Origin of the sequence: Kitasatospora sp. NPDC059160, assembly GCF_042755465.1 — a bacterium.
Taxonomy (GTDB): domain Bacteria; phylum Actinomycetota; class Actinomycetes; order Streptomycetales; family Streptomycetaceae; genus Kitasatospora.
This window is the reverse complement of record NZ_JBHZCN010000066.1, coordinates 14,352-33,950: the sequence shown is the minus strand read 5'-3', so window position 1 is coordinate 33,950 and position 19,599 is coordinate 14,352. Positions and strand designations below refer to the sequence as shown.

The 19,599-nt window shown below is 73.2% G+C and carries 14 protein-coding genes; 1 reads left to right on the top strand and 13 read right to left on the bottom strand.

Going from position 1 to position 19,599, the window contains the following annotated elements:
- Positions 1-19: 19 nt before the first annotated feature.
- The 8 genes from ACFXOZ_RS26245 to ACFXOZ_RS26210 all read right to left on the bottom strand — a co-directional run bounded on the left by ACFXOZ_RS26245 (position 20) and on the right by ACFXOZ_RS26210 (position 11,420).
- The gene (locus tag ACFXOZ_RS26245; protein WP_375893126.1) at positions 20-544 is read right to left on the bottom strand and encodes a hypothetical protein; all 525 of its coding nucleotides are present in this window, start codon (positions 542-544) and stop codon (positions 20-22) included.
- Between the two features lie 164 nt (positions 545-708).
- Positions 709-1,845, bottom strand: a complete 1,137-nt coding sequence (proB, locus tag ACFXOZ_RS26240; protein WP_375893124.1) for a glutamate 5-kinase — start codon at positions 1,843-1,845, stop codon at positions 709-711.
- Positions 1,846-2,078: 233 nt separating this feature from the next.
- On the bottom strand, positions 2,079-3,554 hold the full coding sequence (gene obgE / locus ACFXOZ_RS26235) for a GTPase ObgE (RefSeq protein WP_375893123.1): 1,476 nt from the start codon (positions 3,552-3,554) through the stop codon (positions 2,079-2,081).
- Positions 3,555-3,669: 115 nt separating this feature from the next.
- Entirely contained in the window at positions 3,670-3,927 is a 258-nt protein-coding gene (rpmA, locus tag ACFXOZ_RS26230; protein ID WP_030058248.1) for a 50S ribosomal protein L27, read from the bottom strand.
- Between the two features lie 14 nt (positions 3,928-3,941).
- Positions 3,942-4,259: a 50S ribosomal protein L21 gene (gene rplU, locus ACFXOZ_RS26225; protein WP_375893120.1), complete on the bottom strand. Its 318-nt coding sequence runs from the start codon at positions 4,257-4,259 to the stop codon at positions 3,942-3,944.
- 232 nt (positions 4,260-4,491) lie between these two features.
- Entirely contained in the window at positions 4,492-8,073 is a 3,582-nt protein-coding gene (locus ACFXOZ_RS26220) for a ribonuclease E/G (protein ID WP_380592999.1), read from the bottom strand.
- A 435-nt stretch (positions 8,074-8,508) separates the two neighbouring features.
- Complete coding sequence (locus tag ACFXOZ_RS26215) at positions 8,509-9,270, bottom strand: TIGR03936 family radical SAM-associated protein (protein WP_375893117.1); 762 nt, start codon at positions 9,268-9,270, stop codon at positions 8,509-8,511.
- Positions 9,271-9,491: 221 nt separating this feature from the next.
- Positions 9,492-11,420, bottom strand: coding sequence for a TIGR03960 family B12-binding radical SAM protein (locus ACFXOZ_RS26210; protein ID WP_380592997.1), 1,929 nt, complete (start codon positions 11,418-11,420; stop codon positions 9,492-9,494).
- A gap of 452 nt (positions 11,421-11,872) precedes the next feature.
- On the opposite strand from ACFXOZ_RS26210, the gene ACFXOZ_RS26205 reads away from it, so the two are divergent.
- A complete protein-coding gene (locus tag ACFXOZ_RS26205) occupies positions 11,873-13,180 on the top strand; it encodes a M14 family zinc carboxypeptidase (RefSeq protein WP_380592995.1) in 1,308 nt (435 codons plus the stop codon).
- A gap of 111 nt (positions 13,181-13,291) precedes the next feature.
- Here the strand turns inward: ACFXOZ_RS26205 and rodA are convergent, their stop codons facing one another.
- The 5 genes from rodA to ACFXOZ_RS26180 form a co-directional block, all read right to left on the bottom strand.
- A complete protein-coding gene (gene rodA, locus ACFXOZ_RS26200; RefSeq protein WP_375893113.1) occupies positions 13,292-14,491 on the bottom strand; it encodes a rod shape-determining protein RodA in 1,200 nt (399 codons plus the stop codon).
- Positions 14,488-16,803, bottom strand: a complete 2,316-nt coding sequence (gene mrdA / locus ACFXOZ_RS26195) for a penicillin-binding protein 2 (protein ID WP_380592993.1) — start codon at positions 16,801-16,803, stop codon at positions 14,488-14,490. Before mrdA ends, rodA begins: the two co-directional genes overlap by 4 nt.
- Before the next feature lie 63 nt (positions 16,804-16,866).
- Positions 16,867-17,511, bottom strand: a complete 645-nt coding sequence (gene mreD / locus ACFXOZ_RS26190; protein ID WP_375893109.1) for a rod shape-determining protein MreD — start codon at positions 17,509-17,511, stop codon at positions 16,867-16,869.
- A gap of 3 nt (positions 17,512-17,514) precedes the next feature.
- Positions 17,515-18,468 carry a rod shape-determining protein MreC gene (gene mreC / locus ACFXOZ_RS26185; RefSeq protein ID WP_375893107.1) on the bottom strand — a complete coding sequence of 318 codons (954 nt, stop codon included), beginning with the start codon at positions 18,466-18,468 and terminating at the stop codon, positions 17,515-17,517.
- Between the two features lie 98 nt (positions 18,469-18,566).
- Positions 18,567-19,592, bottom strand: coding sequence for a rod shape-determining protein (locus tag ACFXOZ_RS26180; protein ID WP_317621116.1), 1,026 nt, complete (start codon positions 19,590-19,592; stop codon positions 18,567-18,569).
- Positions 19,593-19,599: the final 7 nt, after the last annotated feature.

The following is a 19,599-nucleotide window of genomic DNA, read 5'->3' as shown; positions in this document are numbered from 1 at the left end:
GTACGGCCGCACCCCGCCCTCAGTACGGGTGCACCCCGCCCAGGTGCGGCGGCGGATCGCCGAAGCCCTCGGCGACCCGCTTGCGGTACGTCGCCCGGTCGACCACTTCCAGCCCGACGATCTCCCACGGCGGCAGGCTCGCGGTCACCTTGTGCTCGCCCCACAGCCGCAGCGCTATCGCCGCCGCGTCGTGCAGGTCCCGGGCCTGCTCCCAGTAGCGGATCTCGGCGTGGTCGGCCGCGTAGCGGGCGGTCAGGAAGAACGAGTGGTCGTGCGCCAGCCGCTCCAGCGAGGCCCGCAGCGCGGACAGCGGGGTGGTCTGCCCGGCCACGCTCAGCACCACGTGCCACAGCCGGGCCTGCTCCGGCACGCTCGGCGGATCCGCCGCCTGCGCGCGCTGCGGCCGCAGCCGGCGCACCCCGCCGGGCCCCTGCGACGGCGGACCGGCCGGCTCGGCGGGGCCGTCCCCGCGTCCGCCGTCGATGCTGGTCAGCCGCCGGCCCGCCGTCCCTCCGGTCAGCGCTGCCTCGCGCCTGCGTTCCACCGGCGGCCTCCTGTTCGGCGATCTCGTGTCGTCCCGTACCGGCCCGCCGGCCCCCGGCCGACCGGTACGGCTGCGCCCCTCCTCGCCCGCGGCCGGTCCGCTCCCGTACGGAGCGGCCCGCCGACCGCGCCGCGCCGTCCGGCCGCTGCCGGCCGTACGGCCGGTCAGCCGTGCAGAACGACCAGGTCGTCGCGGTGGACGACCTCGCGCTCGTACCCGGCGCCGAACTCCTGGGCCAGGTCGCGGGTGGACCGGCCGAGCAGGCGGGGCAACTCCCTCGCATCAAAGTTGACCAGTCCGCGGGCCACGATGTGGCCGTTTTCGGCAAGAAGGTCCACCGGATCACCCGCGGCGAAGTCCCCGTCGACCTTGGTCACCCCGGCGGGCAGCAGCGAGGCGCCGCCGGAGACGACCGCCTCGACCGCGCCCGCGTCCAGGTGCAGGGCACCGCGCGGGCTGCTGGCGTGGGCCAGCCAGAGCATCCGGTCGGAGGTGCGGCTGCCGGTGCGCCGGAAGAGCGTGCCGGTGGGCCGCCCGGCCAGCGCGTCGGCGGCGTGGCTGGCGGCGGTGAGCACCACCGGGATGCCCGCGCCGGTGGCGATCCGGGCCGCCTCCACCTTGGTGACCATGCCGCCGGTGCCCACGCCCGCCTTGCCGGCACTGCCGATCTGGATGCCGTCGAGGTCGTGCGGGCCGCTCACCTCGGCGATCCGGCTGGTGCCGGGCCGGGACGGGTCGCCGTCGTAGAGGCCGTCCACGTCGGAGAGCAGCACCAGCAGGTCGGCCCGGACCAGGTGGGCGACCAGCGCGGCGAGCCGGTCGTTGTCGCCGAACTTGATTTCGGCGGTGGCGACGGTGTCGTTCTCGTTGACGACCGGCATCGCGCCCATCGCCAGCAGCTGGTCCAGTGTCCGGTAGGCGTTGCGGTAGTGGGCGCGGCGGCTGGCGTCCTCGGCGGTGAGCAGTACCTGGCCGACCCGGATGCCGTACCGGGCGAAGGAGGCGGTGTACCGCGCGACCAGCAGCCCCTGGCCGACGCTGGCCGCGGCCTGCTGGCGGGCCAGGTCCTTGGGCCGCTTGTCCAGACCGAGCGGGGCGAGCCCGGCGGCGATGGCACCGGAGGAGACGAGCACCACCTCCGGCGGCTCCGGGCGGCTGCGCGCCTTGGCGAGCGCGTCCACCAGGGCGTCCACCCGGTCGGCGTCCAGGCCGCCGGCCGCCGTGGTGAGTGAGGAGGAGCCGACCTTGACCACGATCCGCCGTGCGGTCAGCACCTCCTCCCGCAGTGAGTCCTCGCTCATCTCGCTGTACGCCCTTCCGGTGTGGTGCGGGTGCGGCGGGGCCCGGCCCGGCCGCCATGGCCGAAATCTACGCGATCCGCGCAGGTCACCCCCAGGGGGTTTCACCGGCTGGACCGGCCCCGCTCAAGCTCCGGACCTCTCGGGCGAGGTGACGGCGCGTCATGCCGGAACACAGCGGACGGCCCCGCCACCTCGACAGGTGGCGGGGCCGTCCGCTGCGCGGCGGGGTCGACTCAGTGCTCCTCGTCGTCCTCGATCGCGGCCTGCCGGCCACTGGAGAGCGCCTCGAAGGCGAGGTACTCGGCCTCGGCCGCGTCCCGGCCCTTCTGCTTCTCGCGGCGGCGGTCGACCGCCGGGCGCTGGGTCTCCATCCGGTGGTCCTCACCGCGGCGACCGAGCATCTCGGCGCCGGCGGCCATGGTCGGCTCCCAGTCGAAGACGACGGCGTTCTCCTCCGGGCCGATGATGACGGTGTCGCCCTCGCGAGCGCCGACCTTCCACAGCCGGTCCTCGATGCCGAGGCGGGCCAGCCGGTCGGCCAGGTAGCCGACGGCCTCGTCGTTGCTGAAGTCGGTCTGGCGGACCCAGCGCTCCGGCTTGACGCCGCGGATGCGGTAGGAGCCGTCCTCCTCCTCGATGGTGAAGCCCTCGTCGTCGACGGCCGTGGGCCGGATCACGATCCGGGTGGACTCCTCGGCCGGCTTGGCGGCGCGCGCCTCGGCGACGATCTTCGCCACCGCGAAGCTCAGCTCGCGCAGGCCCTTGCGGGAGGCGGCGGAGACCTCGTACACCTGGTAGCCGCGCTCCTCCAGCGAGGCACGGGTCAGGTCGGCGATGTCCTGGCCGTCCGGGACGTCCACCTTGTTGAGCGCGACCAGGCGCGGGCGGTCCTCCAGACCGCCGTACTCGGCGAGCTCGGCCTCGATGGTCTCCAGGTCGGTCAGCGGGTCGCGGCCGGGCTCCAGGGTGGCGCAGTCCAGCACGTGCACCAGCACCGAGCAGCGCTCGACGTGCCGCAGGAACTCCAGGCCCAGGCCCCGGCCCTGGCTGGCGCCCGGGATCAGGCCGGGCACGTCGGCGATGGTGTAGACGGTTTCGCCCGCGGTGACCACGCCGAGGTTGGGGATCAGGGTGGTGAACGGGTAGTCCGCGATCTTCGGCTTGGCGGCGGAGAGCACCGAGATCAGCGAGGACTTGCCGGCGCTCGGGTAGCCGACCAGCGCCACGTCGGCGACGGACTTGAGCTCCATCACGATGTCGCGGGCCTCGCCGGGCTCGCCGAGCAGCGCGAAGCCGGGCGCCTTGCGGCGGGCCGAGGAGAGCGCGGCGTTGCCGAGGCCGCCGCGGCCGCCCTGGGCGGCGACGAAGCTGGTGCCGTGGCCGACCAGGTCGGCGAGCACGTTGCCCTGGCGGTCCAGCACCACGGTGCCGTCCGGCACCAGCAGGACGAGGTCGGAGCCCTCGGCGCCGGTGCGGTTGCCGCCCGCGCCCGGCTTGCCGTTGGTGGCCTTGCGCTTGGGCGAGTGGTGGTACTCGAGCAGGGTGGTGACCTGCGCGTCCACGGTCAGGATGACACTGCCGCCCTCACCGCCGTTCCCCCCGTCCGGTCCGCCGAGCGGCTTGAACTTCTCACGGTGAACGGAGGCGCAGCCGTGGCCTCCGTTACCCGCGGCGACGTGCAGTTCGACGCGGTCCACGAAGGTGGTCATGGTTGTGCCTCCAGTACGGGGAAGGGTTCTTCTGCGTAAAGCGCGAAGGGTGGACCGGAGAATTCCGGCCCACCCTTCAGTGTGAGTCCTGTCAGACTCGGGAGTCCGTTCGGACTCAGGCCTCGACGGCCACGATGTTGACGACCTTGCGGCCGCGACGGTTGCCGAACTGCACCGCACCGGCGGTCAGCGCGAACAGGGTGTCGTCGCCACCACGGCCGACACCGGCACCCGGGTGGAAGTGGGTGCCACGCTGGCGGACGAGGATCTCGCCGGCCGAGACGACCTGGCCACCGAAGCGCTTCACGCCGAGGCGCTGGGCGTTCGAGTCACGGCCGTTACGAGTAGAGCTTGCGCCCTTCTTGTGTGCCATTTTTCGCTATCCCCTTACTTGCTGACCGAGTCGATGCTGGTGATGCGCACCGCGGTGTGCTTCTGACGGTGACCCTGACGACGGCGGTAGCCGGTCTTGTTCTTGTAGCGCAGGATGACGATCTTGTCGCCCTTGGTCTGGTCGACCACCTCGGCGTGAGCCTTCACGCCGGCCAGGACCCACGGGTCGGAGGTGACGGCGTCACCGTCGACGACCAGGATGGTCGAGAACTCCACCGAGTCACCCGGCTTGGCCTCGATACGGTCGATCTCCAGCACGTCGCCGATGGCGACCTTGTGCTGGCGGCCGCCTGCGCGAACGATCGCGTACATGCGGTACCTACTTTCCCAACTCGGTCGGAACTCCCGACGCCAGCCACCTGGGTACGGACACAGGGGCCTCCCTCCGAACGCGCGCGCACGGGGCGCGGTGCTCTCGGAGAGGTGATGTGCTCGGGAGCGCGGCGTAGACACGCCGATGGTCAAGAATACGGACCGGCCGCCCAGGGGGCAAACCGGCCGGTACGACCGGGGGCGGGAAGGACTCCCGCCCCCGGCGTGGGCACTACTCGGACGCCGTATCACCCTCGGCGGCCGCGGCCTTCTTGGCCGCCGCGCTCGTCCGCTTGGTCGCGGTCTTGCGGGCGGTGGTCTTCTTGGCCGCCGTGGTGGTCTTCTTGGCGGCGGTCTTCTTCGCGGCGGTCTTGCGGGCGGCCCGCTTCTTCGGCGCCGGGGCCTCCTCGGCCGACGCCTCCTCGGCGGGGGCCTCCTCCGCGGCCGGGGTCTCGACGACCTCGGTCTCCGCGACGGCGGTCCCGGCGGCGGCCTCCGGGGCCACCTCCGCGACGGGCTCGGCCACGACCTCGACCGCCGGCTCGGCGGCCGGGGCGGCGGCGGCCAGGGCCGCCTCCAGGGCCGCGTCGGCCTTCGCCTGCAGCACCACGATCTCGGCGGCCTGCGGGGCACCGGCCGGAGCCGTCGCCTTGCGCACCGCGCGGCGGCGCGGACGGCCGGCCGGAGCGGCGGCGGGGGCCTCGGCCACCGGGGCCTCCACCTCCACGGCCTTCGGCGTCTCGACCACCACGGTCCCGACGGCCGGGGCCTCGACGCCCGGGACCTCCAGGGCCAGCTGGCCCTCGATCTCCTCGCGCACCGGCTCGGCGGGCTCCTCGAACGCCTCGGTGACGGCCTCGGCCACCGACCCGGCCTCGACGGCCTGCGGCTCCTCGTGGCCCGCGCCGCCCTTGCCCCGGCGACGGCGCTTGCCGCTGCCCGGGCCCGCCTCGACGGCGGTGGCCGCCGGGGCGTGGACGTGGGCGCTCGGCTGCTCCATGTGCACGATCACGCCGCGGCCGTTGCAGTGCACGCAGGCCTCGGAGAAGGACTCCAGCAGGCCCTGGCCGACCCGCTTGCGGGTCATCTGGACCAGGCCCAGCGAGGTGACCTCGGCCACCTGGTGCTTGGTCCGGTCCCGGCCCAGGCACTCCAGCAGCCGGCGCAGCACCAGGTCGCGGTTGGACTCCAGGACCATGTCGATGAAGTCGATCACGATGATGCCGCCGAGGTCGCGCAGCCGCAGCTGGCGCACGATCTCCTCGGCCGCCTCGATGTTGTTCCGGGTGACCGTCTCCTCCAGGTTGCCGCCCTGGCCGACGAACTTCCCGGTGTTGACGTCGATGACGATCATCGCCTCGGTGCGGTCGATCACCAGCGAACCGCCGCTGGGCAGCCAGACCTTGCGGTCCAGCGCCTTCATCAGCTGCTCGTCGATCCGGTAGGTGGCGAACACGTCCACCTCGGAGGTCCACCGCTGGAGCCGCTCGGCGAGGTCCGGCGCCACGTTGGAGACGTACTCGTGGATGGTCTTCCACGCCTCGTCGCCGGAGACGATGACCTTGGTGAAGTCCTCGTTGAAGATGTCGCGGACGACCCGGACGGTCATGTCCGGCTCGCCGTACAGCAGCGCCGGGGCGTTGCCGGTCGCGGCCTTCTTCTGGATGTCCTCCCACTGCTGCTGGAGGCGCTGGACGTCGCGGGTCAGCTCCTCCTCGGAGGCGCCCTCGGCGGCGGTGCGCACGATCACGCCCGCGTCGTCCGGGACGATCTTCTTGAGGATCTGCTTGAGGCGGGCCCGCTCGTTCTCGGGCAGCTTGCGCGAGATGCCGGTCATCGAGCCCTCGGGCACGTACACCAGGTAGCGGCCGGGCAGCGAGATCTGGCTGGTCAGGCGGGCGCCCTTGTGGCCGATCGGGTCCTTGGAGACCTGGACCAGCACGGACTGGCCGGACTTGAGCACCGACTCGATCCGGCGCGGGCCGCCGTGGCCCAGCGCACCGAAGTTGACCTCACCGGCGTACAGCACCGCGTTGCGGCCCTTGCCGATGTCGACGAACGCGGCCTCCATGGACGGCAGCACGTTCTGGACCTTGCCCAGGTAGACGTTGCCGACGTACGAGGTGGCCTGCTCCTTGTTGACGTAGTGCTCGACCAGCACGCCGTCCTCCAGCACGCCGATCTGGGTGCGCTGGCCGTTCTGGCGCACCACCATGACGCGCTCGACCGACTCCCGGCGGGCCAGGAACTCGGCCTCGGTGATGATCGGCACCCGGCGGCGGCCCAGCTCGCGGCCCTCGCGGCGGCGCTGCTTCTTCGCCTCCAGACGGGTCGAGCCCTTGATGGACTGCACCTCGTCCGGGTCGAAGGACGGCTCGGTGGAGCGGCGGCGCGGCTCGCGCACCTTCACCACCGTGCGGACGCCGTCCTCGGTGGTCTCGGCGGCCTCGACGGCGCCGGCCTCACCGCTGCGGCGGCGACGGCGGCGACGGCGGCGCGACGAGGACAGGCCGGCGGCCAGGTCGTCGTCGTCCTCGTCGTCCTCGTCGGCGACGGCCCGGGTCGACTCCTCGGCGGCGGGCTGCTCGGTCTCGACGGCCTCGGCGGCCTCGAAGTCCTCGGCCTCGCCACGGCGGCGGCGACGGCCGCCCCGACGGCGGCGGCGGGACGGACGGCCGTCCTCCCACTCGTCCTCGGCCTCCGGACCGGCGACGGGGGCCTCCACGACGGGCTCCTCGACGACCGGGACCTCGACCGGAGCGGCCTTCACCGGAGCGGCCTTGACCGGAGCGGTCTTCACCGCAGCGGCCTTGGCCGGGGCCGACTTGGCCGGGGCGGCCTTGGCCGGCGCCTCGGCGGCCGTCCTGCGACGGTTCGGCTCGACCCGGGTGCGGACCCGGCGGCGGCGGCCGACACCGCTGTACTCGTACTCGTCCTCGTCCTGGCGCTCGGCCTCGACGGCCGGGGCCTCGACCGGCGCCGGGGCGGCGGCGGGCTGCTGCGGCGCGGCGGGCGCGACGTAGGGGGCGGGCTCCTGGAACACCGGGGCCTGGAAGACCGCGGTGGCCGGGCGCACGGCGCGGCGGCGCACCCGGTGGTGCGGCTCGGCCTCGGCGGCCGGGGCGGGGGCGGCGACCGGCTCGGCAGCGACCGGGGCCTCGGCGACGGCCTCGACGGCCTCCTCCTCGGCGGGCTCCTCCTCGACGGCGGGCTCCTCGGCCACCGGCTCCTCCGCCGGGGCCTCGACCACCGGCGCGGCCTCGACCACGCGACGGCGGCGCGGGCGGCGGGCCGGAGCGGCCGGGGCCTCCTCGGCCACCGGCTCGGCGACCGGCTCCACGACCGGCTCGACGACCGGGGCGGGGGCGGCGGCCACCGGCTCCTCGACCGGGGCCTCGGCCTTCTTGCGGGTCCGACGGGCCCGAACGGGCTTCTCCGCCTTCTCCTCGGCCTTCGCCTCCGTGGTCTTCGTCTCCGTGGCCTTCGCCTCGGCCTCCGGTGCGGTGACCACGATCGCGGTCTCCTCCGGAGCGCCGGCCGGAGCCTCGGCACGCTTGCGGGTCCGGCGGGCCCGGACCGGCTTCTCGGCCGCCGGCGCCGCCTCGGCGGGCGCCTCGGCCGCAACGGCCGTCGGCTCGACCGGGACCACCGTCTCGGCCGTCTCGGCGGCCGCACCCTGCGGGGTGCCCGCCGGGCGGGACACCGCCCGGCGGCGACGGCGCGGCGGCGCGGCGGACGCGCCCTCACCACCGGTCGCGGCGGTTTCGTTCTGTTCCGTGGCCGCAGTCTGCTGCGGATCGGTGTTATCGAGCATGCGGGTGGATCTCCCGTCAGGCCCCCGGGCTCCACATCCGGGCACGGCACGGCACCAGTGGGCGGCCGGCATCGCGAGGATGCTCGGGCCGGACCCTTTGACGGTGCCGCCGTGCGGACGCGAGGCCGCACAGGGGCTCGTAGTCTCGCTCGGCGCCCCGCGTTGCGCGGGGTGTCGAAAGTCTTCTGGTCTGACCAGTCTTCTGAGTTTTTCCCAAGCTGAGCCGTCCCCCAACCCCGGGTGGCTCCCGGACGGGGTCCCGAGCCCACCGACCGTCGTGGTCGGCGGGCCCCGAGTGGCCGGCCTGTGCTGCGACGACGCTCGCTCCCCTGGGGAGCCGCGGCAACCCTGGAGGACCGTCGGGTCCAGTGAGGCACTGGACCCGGCCTCCGCCCCCTAGGCGGACGCGGTAGCGCGCGGCCTGCCGGCCGTTTCTCAGCCGGCCGGGGCCGCGGCGCGGTCGAGCGCCAGCGGGTCGGTCACCGTGCCGGACTCCTCGTCGAGCGGCCCCTGCGCCAGCCTGGTCACCTCTGCGGGGACCGGCGGCGCCAGGTCGGCCGTCGCACGGAGACCGGACAATACGTCGTCGGGTCGTACGGCGGGTGTGGCGTGTCGTACTACCAGGCGCAGTATCGCACAGGGACGGCCCGTCCGAACATCGCGGCCGTTTCCGACCGCCGTGTCCGCACCGCCGTCGACCTGCGGCTCGACGGCGACGAGCGCCGCCACCGCACCGCGCGCGTCGAAGACCCGCACGCCGTTCTTGGTCCGGCGCTCGACCTCGACCTTCTCCTCGGCGAGGAACGCGCGGACCGCCTCGGCGGCCTCGGCCGGCTCGACGCCGTCCAGGCGCACCAGCCACTCGGAGGCCTCCAGGCGCTCCACGAAGTTGGGCGTGCGCACCTCGACCGCGTCGATCACGTCCAGGCCGTCCGGCAGCGACTCGTCCAGCTGCGCCCGCAGCTGCTCCGGGTCGCGCGCGGCGGCCAGGCCGATCTCCAGGTACTCCGCCTCGCTCGCCACCCCGGTCGGGGCGGCGTTGGCGTAGGACACCTTCGGGTGCGGGGTGAAGCCCGCCGAGTAGGCCATCGGAACGGCGGACCGGCGCAGGGCGCGCTCGAAGGCGCGCTGGAAGTCACGGTGGCTGGTGAAGCGGAGCCGGCCGCGCTTGGTGTAGCGGAGACGAATCCGCTGCACCGTCGGCGCGGGCGGCGGACCGTCGGGCGTACGGCGTGCCAGGGTCGCTCAGTCCTTAGTCAGTTCTCCCCGTCCGGCGCGGCGCAAACCCGCCACTGTCCGGACTCTGTCACCCCAAAGGGTACGCGCCCCGCCGCCCCGCTCGCTCCGCCCCTGGTCAGCCGCCCACGACCGACCCCCGCCCGGAACACTCCGGACGGGGGTCGAGAGCCCTGCGCCGACTACTTGTTGACGACCGTCAGCGGCAGCATCTTCTTACCGGTCGGGCCGATTTGGATGGCCGTGTCCATCTGGGGGCACACGCCGCAGTCGAAGCACGGAGTCCAGCGGCAGTCGTCGACCTCGACCTCCTCCAGGGCGTCCTGCCAGTCCTCCCACAGCCAGTCCTTGTCGAGGCCGCTGTCCAGGTGGTCCCAGGGCAGCACCTCCTCGTAGGAGCGCTCGCGGGTGGTGTACCAGTCGACGTCGACGCCGGTGCCGGCCAGGCCCTTCTCGGCGGAGAGCATCCAGCGGTCGTACGAGAAGTACTCGCGCCAGCCGTCGAAGCGGCCGCCGTCCTCGTAGACCGCGCGGATGACCGCGCCGATCCGGCGGTCGCCGCGGGAGAGCAGGCCCTCGACGATGCCGGGCTTGCCGTCGTGGTAGCGGTAGCCGATGTTCTTGCCGTACTTGCGGTCGCCGCGGATGGAGTCGCGCAGCTTGGCCAGGCGGGCGTCGGTGGCCTCGGCGGACAGCTGCGGGGCCCACTGGAACGGGGTGTGCGGCTTGGGCACGAACCCGCCGATGGAGACGGTGCAGCGGATGTCGTTCTGGCCGGTGACCTCGCGGCCCTTCTGGATGACGTTCTTCGCCATCTCGCCGATCTGGAGCACGTCCTCGTCGGTCTCGGTGGGCAGGCCGCACATGAAGTACAGCTTCACCTGGCGCCAGCCGTTGCCGTAGGCGGTGGCGACGGTGCGGATCAGGTCCTCCTCCGACACCATCTTGTTGATCACCTTGCGCATGCGCTCGCTGCCGCCCTCGGGGGCGAAGGTGAGGCCCGAGCGGCGCCCGTTGCGGGACAGCTCGTTGGCGAGGTCGATGTTGAAGGCGTCGACGCGGGTGGACGGCAGCGACAGGCCGATCTTGTCCTCGGTGTAGCGGTCGGCCAGCCCCTTGGCGATGTCACCGATCTCGGTGTGGTCGGCGCTGGACAGCGACAGCAGGCCGACCTCCTCGAAGCCGGTCGCCTTGAGCCCGCGCTCGACCATCTCGCCGATGCCGGTGATGCTTCGCTCCCGCACGGGGCGCGTGATCATGCCGGCCTGGCAGAAGCGGCAGCCGCGGGTGCAGCCGCGGAAGATCTCCACGGACATCCGCTCGTGCACCGTCTCCGCGAGCGGGACCAGCGGCTGCTTGGGGTACGGCCACTCGTCCAGGTCCATCACGGTGTGCTTGGACACCCGCCACGGCACGCCCGGGGCGTTCGGCACGACGCGGCCGATCCGGCCGTCGGCCAGGTACTCCACGTCGTAGAACTTCGGCACGTACACCCCGCCGGTGCGCGCCAGGCGCAGCAGCAGTTCGTCGCGCCCGCCCGGGCGGCCCTCGGCCTTCCAGGCGCGGATGATCTCGGTGATGTCGAGGACGGCCTGCTCGCCGTCGCCGATCACCGCGCAGTCGATGAAGTCCGCGATCGGCTCGGGGTTGAACGCCGCGTGGCCGCCGGCCAGGACGATCGGGTCCTCGTCGGTGCGGTCCGCGGCCTCCAGCGGGATGCCGGCCAGGTCGAGCGCGGTCAGCATGTTGGTGTAGCCGAGCTCGGTGGAGAACGACAGCCCGAACACGTCGAAGGCCTTGACCGGGCGGTGGGCGTCCACGGTGAACTGCGGCACCCGGTGCTCGCGCATCAGTGCCTCGAGGTCCGGCCAGACGCTGTAGGTGCGCTCGGCCAGCACCCCCTCGCGCTCGTTCAGCACCTCGTAGAGGATCATGACGCCCTGGTTGGGCAGCCCGACCTCGTAGGCGTCGGGGTACATCAGCGCCCAGCGGACGTCGCAGGCGTCCCAGTCCTTGACGGTCGAGTTGAGCTCGCCGCCGACGTACTGGATCGGCTTCTGGACGTGCGGGAGGAGTGCCTCCAGGCGTGGGAAGACCGATTCGACAGTCATGTACTAGGAACCCTTACGACGTGATTCGGTGCCGCGATTCGGCACGGGAGGGGTGACCCTCAAGGGTAGCCCAATCCGGGGAACGGCCCGTCCGGCACGGTTGCCCGCCGGTGCGCCCCGGCGCGATCCGCACCCGCCGGTGACCGCCCCGGCACGCGCGGTGCGCGCCCGCCGCCCGGCCCCGTCCGCCGTTGACACGCCCGGAACGCCCGTGCGGTACTGACAGGGCCCTGCCCAAGGCCCTGCACCCCTTCCGGAGACGGGAGTTGGGTCGTACGCTCGGCCAACGCCGACTCCCCGGCGGCCCGCTCGCCCCAGTACGCCCTCCCCCGTCCCCGCGCGGCCCCCTCACCCCGGCCCCGCGGAGCCCGTCCCCCGGCCCGCAGGCCGCGTCCGGCGGCGCGGCACTCCCGCGCGCCCCGGCGGCCGTACGACCGGTCGCAAGGAGAACCATGACCGACACCGGTCGGCGGGTCCGGCCCCTGGCCCTGCGCGCCCCCGACGCCCGGCCGGCCCGCTACCCCACCGCGGCCCAGGCGGAGAGCGCGGCCCGCCGCCTCGCCCTGCGCCACCCCGACCGCTGCCGGCTGCGCGAGGTGGGCCGCTCCCGGGCCGGGCGCCCGCTGCTGCTGCTCTCGGTGGACCGCGGGCCGCGCGCCGCCCTGGTGGTCGGCGGCCCGCACCCGAACGAGCCGATCGGCACCGCCGCCGCCGTCCGGCTGGCCGAGGTGCTGCTGGAGCGCCCCGCCCGGCCCGGGCTGTCCTGGCACCTGCTGCTCTGCCTGGACCCGGACGGCGCCGCCCTCAACGCCGGCTGGCTGGACGGCCCGCTCACCATGCGCCGCCACTACGAGCACTTCTTCCGCCCCGCCTTCGAGGAGCAGCCCGAACTGCTGCCCGCCCCCGGCTCCGGCCGCCCGCCGATGCCGGAGAGCCTGGCGCTGACCGGACTGATCGACGAGCTGCGCCCCTTCCTGCAGTGCTCGCTGCACGGGGTGGACTTCGGCGGCGCCTTCGTCCAGCTGACCGGCCCGGTGCGCGGCCTGGCCGAGCGCTTCGCCCGCTCCGCGGACCGGGCCGGCATCCCGCTGGACGTGGACTCCTACGACGCGGTCGGCTGGTCCAGCCCCGCCCCCGGCACCTATCTGATGCCGCCGCCCGGCAGCACCGGCACCCCCCGGGCGCTGCCGGACGAGCCCGAGCTGTCCACCTGGTCGTACGCGGCCCGGTACGGCGGGGTGACCGCCGTCCTGGAGGTCCCGATGTGGGCCGTGGACGCGGTCGGCGACGCCCGGGTCCATCCGGCCGGGCCGCGGGCCGTCGGCGAGGCGGCCCGCGAGCTGACCCTGCGCACCGAGCAGCTCGACGCGCTGCTCGCCCGCGTCCCGGCCCAGGCCCGGGAGGCGTACGGCCCGCTGGTGCGCACCGCCGAGTTCAACCTGGCGGTGGCCCCGCGGATGGCCGCCGAGTGGCTGGAGCTGTGGTGCCCCGGCCCGCTGAGCGCCTCCCGGGCGACCACGGCCGGGCTGGTCGCCGCCCGGCTGCCGCTGCGGGTGGCCTCGATCCTGCTGCGGTTGCTCGCCGACGCCCGCGGCCCGGCCGCCGAGGCCACCCGGGAGCGCGCCCGCGCCGTCGTGGCGGACAGCCTGGAGCGGCTGCGGCACCGCTTCGGTGCCCGCTGGGTGCCGGTCCAGGAGCAGCTGGCCCACCAGACCCGGGCGGTCCTGACCGCCGCCGACTGCCTCTTGCATCCTGCCTGACGATTCGTCAACTCTCTTGCGGGGCAAGGCGAAGGGCCGGTCCGAAGGGATCCGGACCGGCCCCGGGAGCCGAACGTTCAGGGGAGCCGAATGTTCAGGGGAGCCGACGGCTCACGCCGCTATCGGCCGCTGGCTGCGCACCGCCTGGAGCAGCCCGATGCCGATCCAGACCGCGAACATCGAGGAGCCGCCGTAGGAGACGAAGGGCAGCGGGATGCCCGCGACCGGCATGATGCCCAGGCACATCCCGATGTTCTCGAAGGCCTGGAAGGAGAACCAGGCGATGATGCCGGCCGCCACGATCGTCCCGTACAGGTCGGTGGCCTGGCGGGCGATCCGGCAGGCCCGCCAGAGGATCACGCCGACCAGCGAGATGATCGCCAGCGCTCCGACGAAGCCGAGTTCCTCACCGGCGACGGTGAAGACGAAGTCGGTCTGCTGCTCCGGCACGAACTGCCCGATGGTCTGGGTGCCGTGGAACAGCCCCTTGCCGGTCAGTCCGCCCGAGCCGATCGCGATCCGGGCCTGGGCGGTGTTGTAGCCGACGCCGTTGGGGTCGAGCTGGGGGTTGGCGAAGGCGGCGAAGCGGTCGATCTGGTACTGGCTGAGCAGCCCGAGCTTCCAGATCGCGATGCTCCCGCTGACCCCGAGCGCCAGGATGCCGAGCACCCAGCGGTTGGCGGCGCCGGAGCCGAGCAGGATGCCGAGCACGACCGCGGACATCACCATGACCGACCCGGCGTCCGGCATCAGCAGCACCAGGCCCATCGGCAGGCAGGCCCAGACCAGGCCCCGGAACACCGCCCGGTGCGAGGGGAACTCCCGCTCCCCCGCGTCGACCTGGTCCGACAGCACGACGGCCATCGCCAGCAGGATGGCGACCTTCGCGAACTCGGCGGGCTGGACGGAGAAGCCGCCGCCGAGCTGGATCCACGAGTGGGCGCCGTTGACGGTCGAGCCGATCGGGCTGAGCGTCGCCATCAGCAGCAGGATCACGCCGACGTAGACGAAGGGCACCAGGGTGCGGACCCGCCGGGCTCCTATCGCTATCACCACGGCGCACAGCACCAGGCCGATCACGAAGTTCGTCAGGTGCCGGTAGAGGAAGTACTGCGGGTCCCCGTGGGTGAGGTTGTCGCGCCCGCGGGTGGCCGACCAGACCAGCAGCGAGCCGACGAGCGAGAGGGCCAGGCCGGCCAGCAGCAGTATCCAGTCCAGCCGCCAGAGCGGGGAGTCCTTGGCCAGGGCCTTGGAGACCCCGCTGCGCTGCGGGCTCAGCCGCAGCTGCCGGTACGAGCCGTAGGAGGTCATGCCCGTCCCCTTCCCGGGCGGTTCGGTTCGAGCGCGGCGGCGTCGGCCGCGGTGTACGCGGCCGGGCTGCCGGCCGGGGGCGCCGGGTCGAGGAAGGCCGCCGCCGGGGCGGCGTCGGGCAGGGCCGGGTCCACCATCGCCGGGGCCGCGGCGGCCACCGGGGTGAGCTGCGTGGCGGCGGCCCCCCGGTCCGCACCGGCGTCGTACGAGGCCGGCTTGATGATCGCGGTGCCGTCCGGGTTGAACTTCGGCAGCTGGCCCTGCGGCGCGGGCAGCAGCGCCTTGCCGTTGTCGATGTTGCCCTTGTCGTCCACGCCGTACAGCGCCTGGTAGATCCGGCGCACGGCGTCGCCGGAGCCGCCGGAGCCGGTGCCGCCCTGGCTTATCGTCATGACGACCGCGTAGTCCTTGCTGTACGTGGTCAGCCAGGAGGTGGTCTGCTTGCCCTCGACCTCGGCGGTGCCGGTCTTGGCGTGCAGCTCGATCTTGTTCTGCGGCCAGCCGGCCCCGGCGAACTTCCAGGCGGCGGTGCCGCTGGTGATGACGCCGGCGGTGGCCTGGTCGATGTAGCTGAGCAGCTTCTGGTCGCCCGGGAACTTGGCGTCCTCGTGCGGGGCGATGTCGCGGACGAGGTCCCCGCTCGGGCTTATCACCGCCTTGGCGATGGTCGGCCGGTAGAAGGTGCCGCCGTTGGCCAGCGCCGAGTAGATCCGGGCCATCTGGACCGGGGTGACGAGGGTGTCGCCCTGGCCGATCGCGAAGTTGACGGCGTCACCGGCGCGCATCTGGTAGCCGTCGACGCAGTTCTCCCGGGCGATCTGGTCCGAGAAGCTGTTGCCGCCCTTCTGCGCCTGGGCGCACCAGGCGTCCTTGTTGTTGTCGTAGAAGGACTGCTTCCACTGCCGGTCCGGCACCCGGCCGGGGACCTCGGCCGGCAGGTCGATGCCGGTCTTGGCGCCGAGGCCGAACTCGTGGGCGGTCTTGAAGAACCAGTCGCCCGGGTTCTTCGGCTTGATGCCGCCGTCCTTCATCCACTGGTCGTAGGCCAGGCCGTAGAAGACGGTGTCGCAGGAGACCTCCAGCGCCTTCTCCAGGGAGATGGAGCCGAAGTTCTCGCTCTCGAAGTTCTTGAACTCGCGGCCGCCGATGGTGAGGCTCTTGGGGCAGGCGTAGGTGCCGTCCAGCGAGTAGCCGGCCTGCACGGCGGCGGTGGTGGAGACGACCTTGAAGGTCGAGCCGGGGGCGGACTGACCCTGTATGGCGCGGTTCAGCAGCGGGAAGTTGGAGTCCTTGCTGGTCAGCGACTGGTAGTCCTTGCCGCTGATGCCGCCGACCCAGAGGTTGGGGTCGTAGGTGGGGGCGCTGGCCATCGCGACGATCCGGCCGGTGTGCACGTCCATCACGACGGCGGCGCCGGAGTCGGCCTCGTAGTTGCGGTTGGTGACCTTGTCGAAGGTGTTCCGGGCGTCGTTCATGGCCTGCGCCAGGTTGTCCTCGACGACCTTCTGCACCCGGGCGTCGATGCTGGTGACCAGGTTGTCGCCGGTCTGCGGGGCGACGGTGCCGGCGGTGCCGATCACCCGGCCGAGGTTGTCGACCTCCAGCTTGGTGATGCCGGCGGTGCCGCGCAGGTCGCGGTCGTACACCGACTCCAGGCCGGCCCGGCCGATCTGGTCGGCCGGCAGGTAGCGGTCCAGGCCGCTCTTGGCGGCGGTCTTGCTGACCTCGTCGTCGGTGACCGGCGAGAGGTAGCCGAGCACCTGGGCCATGTTGGCGCCCTCGGCGCCGGTGTAGCGGCGCACGGCGGTGGGCTGCGCGGTGACCCCGGGGAAGTCCTCGCGGCGCTCCATTATCTGCATCGCCTGCTGGGTGGTCGCCTCCTTGGTGACCGGGATCGGCTGGTAGGGAGAACCGTTCCAGCAGGGCTGCTGGGTCTTGGCGTCGCAGAGCCGGACCTTCTCCTGGACGTCCTTGGCGGGCATCCCGAGCACGTCGGCGAGCCGGCCGAGCACCCCCTTGCCGCCGTCCTTCTGCTGGAGCAGCGAGGTGCGGCTGACGGACACCACCAGCCGGGTCTCGTTGCCGGCCAGGATCCGCCCGGAGGCGTCCAGGATCTCGCCGCGGACGGCCGGTTCGACCACCTCGCGGATGTGGTTGCCGGTCGCCTTGGCGGTGTACTCCTTGGCGTTGCGGATCTGCAGGTACCAGAGCCGTCCGCCCAGGGTGGCGAGCAGCGACAGCACCAGGATCTGCAGAACCACCAGACGGATCGTCACCCGCCGGGTACGGCCGGTCTCGGGGATGTTGCTCACGTCTCGTGCGCTCCAGGGGTGCGGGAGGGTCAGGAGGTCTGGGGGCGGGCCTGGACCGGCCGGTTACGGGCGCCGGGCGAAGCCGGGCACGCGCCGCTTCTTGTACGCCGGGCCGCTGGAGACCTCGCGCGTGGTGCGGTAGCGGGCCAGCGATCCCAGACCCAGGCCCGGCCCGCTCTCGTCGTCGTCGGCGGCGGTCACCGGGTCGCGGCCGAAGCGGCGGCCGAGCATCATCACCAGCGGCACCACGAACGGGGCCAGCAGCAGGTCGTACAGCAGGGCGCTGACCACCAGGCCGCCGAGGCCGACGTGCCGGGCCGCGGTGTCGCCGACCAGGGCGCCGACCAGCGCGTACAGCAGGGTGGAGGCGATCGCCGCGGCGCCGACCACCAGCAGCGCGCCGGAGACGGAGCGCTGGCGGCCGTGCTCGGGGCGCAGCAGCCCGGCGGCGTAGCCCATCAGGCAGAGCACCAGGGCGTAGCGGCCGATCGCGTGGTCGGAGGGCGGTGCGAGGTCGGCCAGCAGGCCGGCCGAGAAGCCGACCAGGCAGCCGCCGGTCGGCCCGTAGACCATGGCGAGGCCGACCACGACGAGGAGCAGTATGTCCGGGGTGGCTCCCGGGAGCTGGAGCCGGCCGAAGACGCTGACCTGGAGGATCAGGCCGAGCAGGATCAGGACGGCCGAGACGGGGATGCGGGCGAGGCGCATGGCTCAGTTCCCCCCAGTGGGCTTGGCGGGCGGGGCGGCGGGCGCGGAGCCCTGCGGCTGGGCGGGCGCGGCCGGGGCCTGGCTCTGCCCCGGGGTGGGCGCGGGCGGCAGCACGGCGTCGCGCGGGTCGGTGCGCGGGGGCACGACGACCACGCCGACCAGGTCCAGTCGGGTGAACTGGACGAAGGGCTCGACCAGGACGGTCTTGGTCAGCTGGCCGGCGTTGGCCTGGACCTCGGTGACCTTGCCGACCGGGACGCCGGGCACGAACGGGCGGCCGCTCTGCGAGCCGAAGGTGACCAGCCGGTCGCCGGTCTTGACCTGGGCCTTCCCGTTGAGCAGGGAGACCTTCATCGGACTGTCGCCGCCGCCGGAGGCGAAGCCGATCTCGCCGCTGCCCTCCAGCCGGGTGCCGGCCGAGAAGCCGGGGTCGGAGGCGAGCAGCACGGTGGCGGTGGTCGGGCCGACGGTGGTGATCCGGCCGACCAGGCCCTGGCCGTTGATGACGGTCATGTCGCGGGTGAGGCCGTCGTCGCTGCCGGCGTCGACGGTGATGGTCCAGGAGAAGCCCTGGGCCGGGCCGATCGCGATGACCTGGGCGGCCTTGACGGTGTAGCCGCCGGCGCCGGCGGTGCGCAGCAGGTCGTCCAGCTGCTTGGTGCGCCCGGTGGCCATGTCGGAGGAGGCGAGCTTCTGCCGCAGTTCGGTGTTCTCGCGGGCGAGCTGGTCGGTGCGGCCGCTGTCGGTGGCGGCGTCGCGGAAGGCGCGGACGGTGTCCGCGACCGGGTCCACGACGGTGGCGGCGCCGCGCTCGACCGGGCCGAGGACCTTCGCGGCGGCGTGCCGGGCCGGGCCGAGCGGGGAGTCCTCACCGCCCTTGATGTCCACGGTGATGAGCGCGAAGGCGACGGCCACCAGCAGGATGAGCAGCAGCCGGCTCTCTCGTGTGTCCCTCACGGTGCTGGTACTGCCCCTTCGTACCTGGCGACCGCCCGGGGCTGTGGGGCCCGGGCGGCGGCCCGTTCAGTTGAGTGTCGGATGGTGTCGTCGTGGTGCTAACGGCGCGGGGAGGCGTCCAGTACCTGCTGGAGCGCCTCGAACTCCTCGACGCACTTGCCGGAGCCGAGCGCGACGGAGTCGAGCGGGTTCTCGGCGATGTGGATCGGCATGCCGGTCTCGCGGCGCAGCCGCTCGTCCAGGCCGCGCAGCAGGGCGCCGCCGCCGGTGAGCACGATGCCGCGGTCCATGACGTCGCCGGCCAGTTCGGGCGGGCACTGGTCGAGGGTGGTCTTGACCGCGTCGATGATCGAGTTGACCGGCTCGTCGATGGCGGCGCGGACCTCGGCGGCGGAGATGACGACGGTCTTGGGCAGGCCGCTGACCAGGTCGCGGCCGCGGATCTCGGCGTGCTCGTCCTTCTCGCCCTCCATGCCGAAGGCGCTGCCGATGCTCATCTTGATCTGTTCGGCGCTGCGCTCGCCGAGGAGGAGCGAGTACTCCTTCTTGATGTGCTGGACGATCGCGTTGTCCAGCTCGTCGCCGGCCACCCGGATGGACTGGGCGGTGACGATGCCGCCGAGGGAGATGACGGCGACCTCGGTGGTGCCGCCGCCGATGTCGACGACCATGTTGCCGGTGGCCTCGTGGACGGGCAGGCCGGCGCCGATCGCGGCGGCCATCGGCTCCTCGATGATGTGCACCTGGCGGGCGCCGGCCTGCGAGGAGGCCTCGATGACGGCGCGGCGCTCGACGCCGGTGATGCCGGAGGGCACGCAGACCACGACCCGCGGGCGGGCCAGGTAGCGGCGGCGGTGGATCTTGAGGATGAAGTAGCGCAGCATCCGCTCGGTGATCTCGAAGTCGGCGATCACGCCGTCCTTGAGCGGGCGGATGGCGACGATGTTGCCGGGCGTGCGGCCGATCATCTTCTTGGCCTCGGCGCCGACCGCCAGGATGCCGCCGGTGTTGGTGTTGACCGCGACGACGGACGGCTCGTTGAGGACGATCCCCTTGCCCCTGACGTACACCAGCGTGTTGGCTGTTCCGAGGTCGATCGCCAAGTCGCGGCCGATGAAGGACAGGTTGCTC

Coding starts and splice junctions, on each gene's coding strand:
- proB (WP_375893124.1), bottom strand. CDS start 1,845: ATGAGCGAGGACTCACTGCGGGAGGAGGTGCTGACCGCACGGCGGATC.
- obgE (WP_375893123.1), bottom strand. CDS start 3,554: ATGACCACCTTCGTGGACCGCGTCGAACTGCACGTCGCCGCGGGTAAC.
- rpmA (WP_030058248.1), bottom strand. CDS start 3,927: ATGGCACACAAGAAGGGCGCAAGCTCTACTCGTAACGGCCGTGACTCG.
- rplU (WP_375893120.1), bottom strand. CDS start 4,259: ATGTACGCGATCGTTCGCGCAGGCGGCCGCCAGCACAAGGTCGCCATC.
- ACFXOZ_RS26220 (WP_380592999.1), bottom strand. CDS start 8,073: ATGCTCGATAACACCGATCCGCAGCAGACTGCGGCCACGGAACAGAAC.
- ACFXOZ_RS26210 (WP_380592997.1), bottom strand. CDS start 11,420: ATGACTGTCGAATCGGTCTTCCCACGCCTGGAGGCACTCCTCCCGCAC.
- ACFXOZ_RS26205 (WP_380592995.1), top strand. CDS start 11,873: ATGACCGACACCGGTCGGCGGGTCCGGCCCCTGGCCCTGCGCGCCCCC.
- rodA (WP_375893113.1), bottom strand. CDS start 14,491: ATGACCTCCTACGGCTCGTACCGGCAGCTGCGGCTGAGCCCGCAGCGC.
- mreD (WP_375893109.1), bottom strand. CDS start 17,511: ATGCGCCTCGCCCGCATCCCCGTCTCGGCCGTCCTGATCCTGCTCGGC.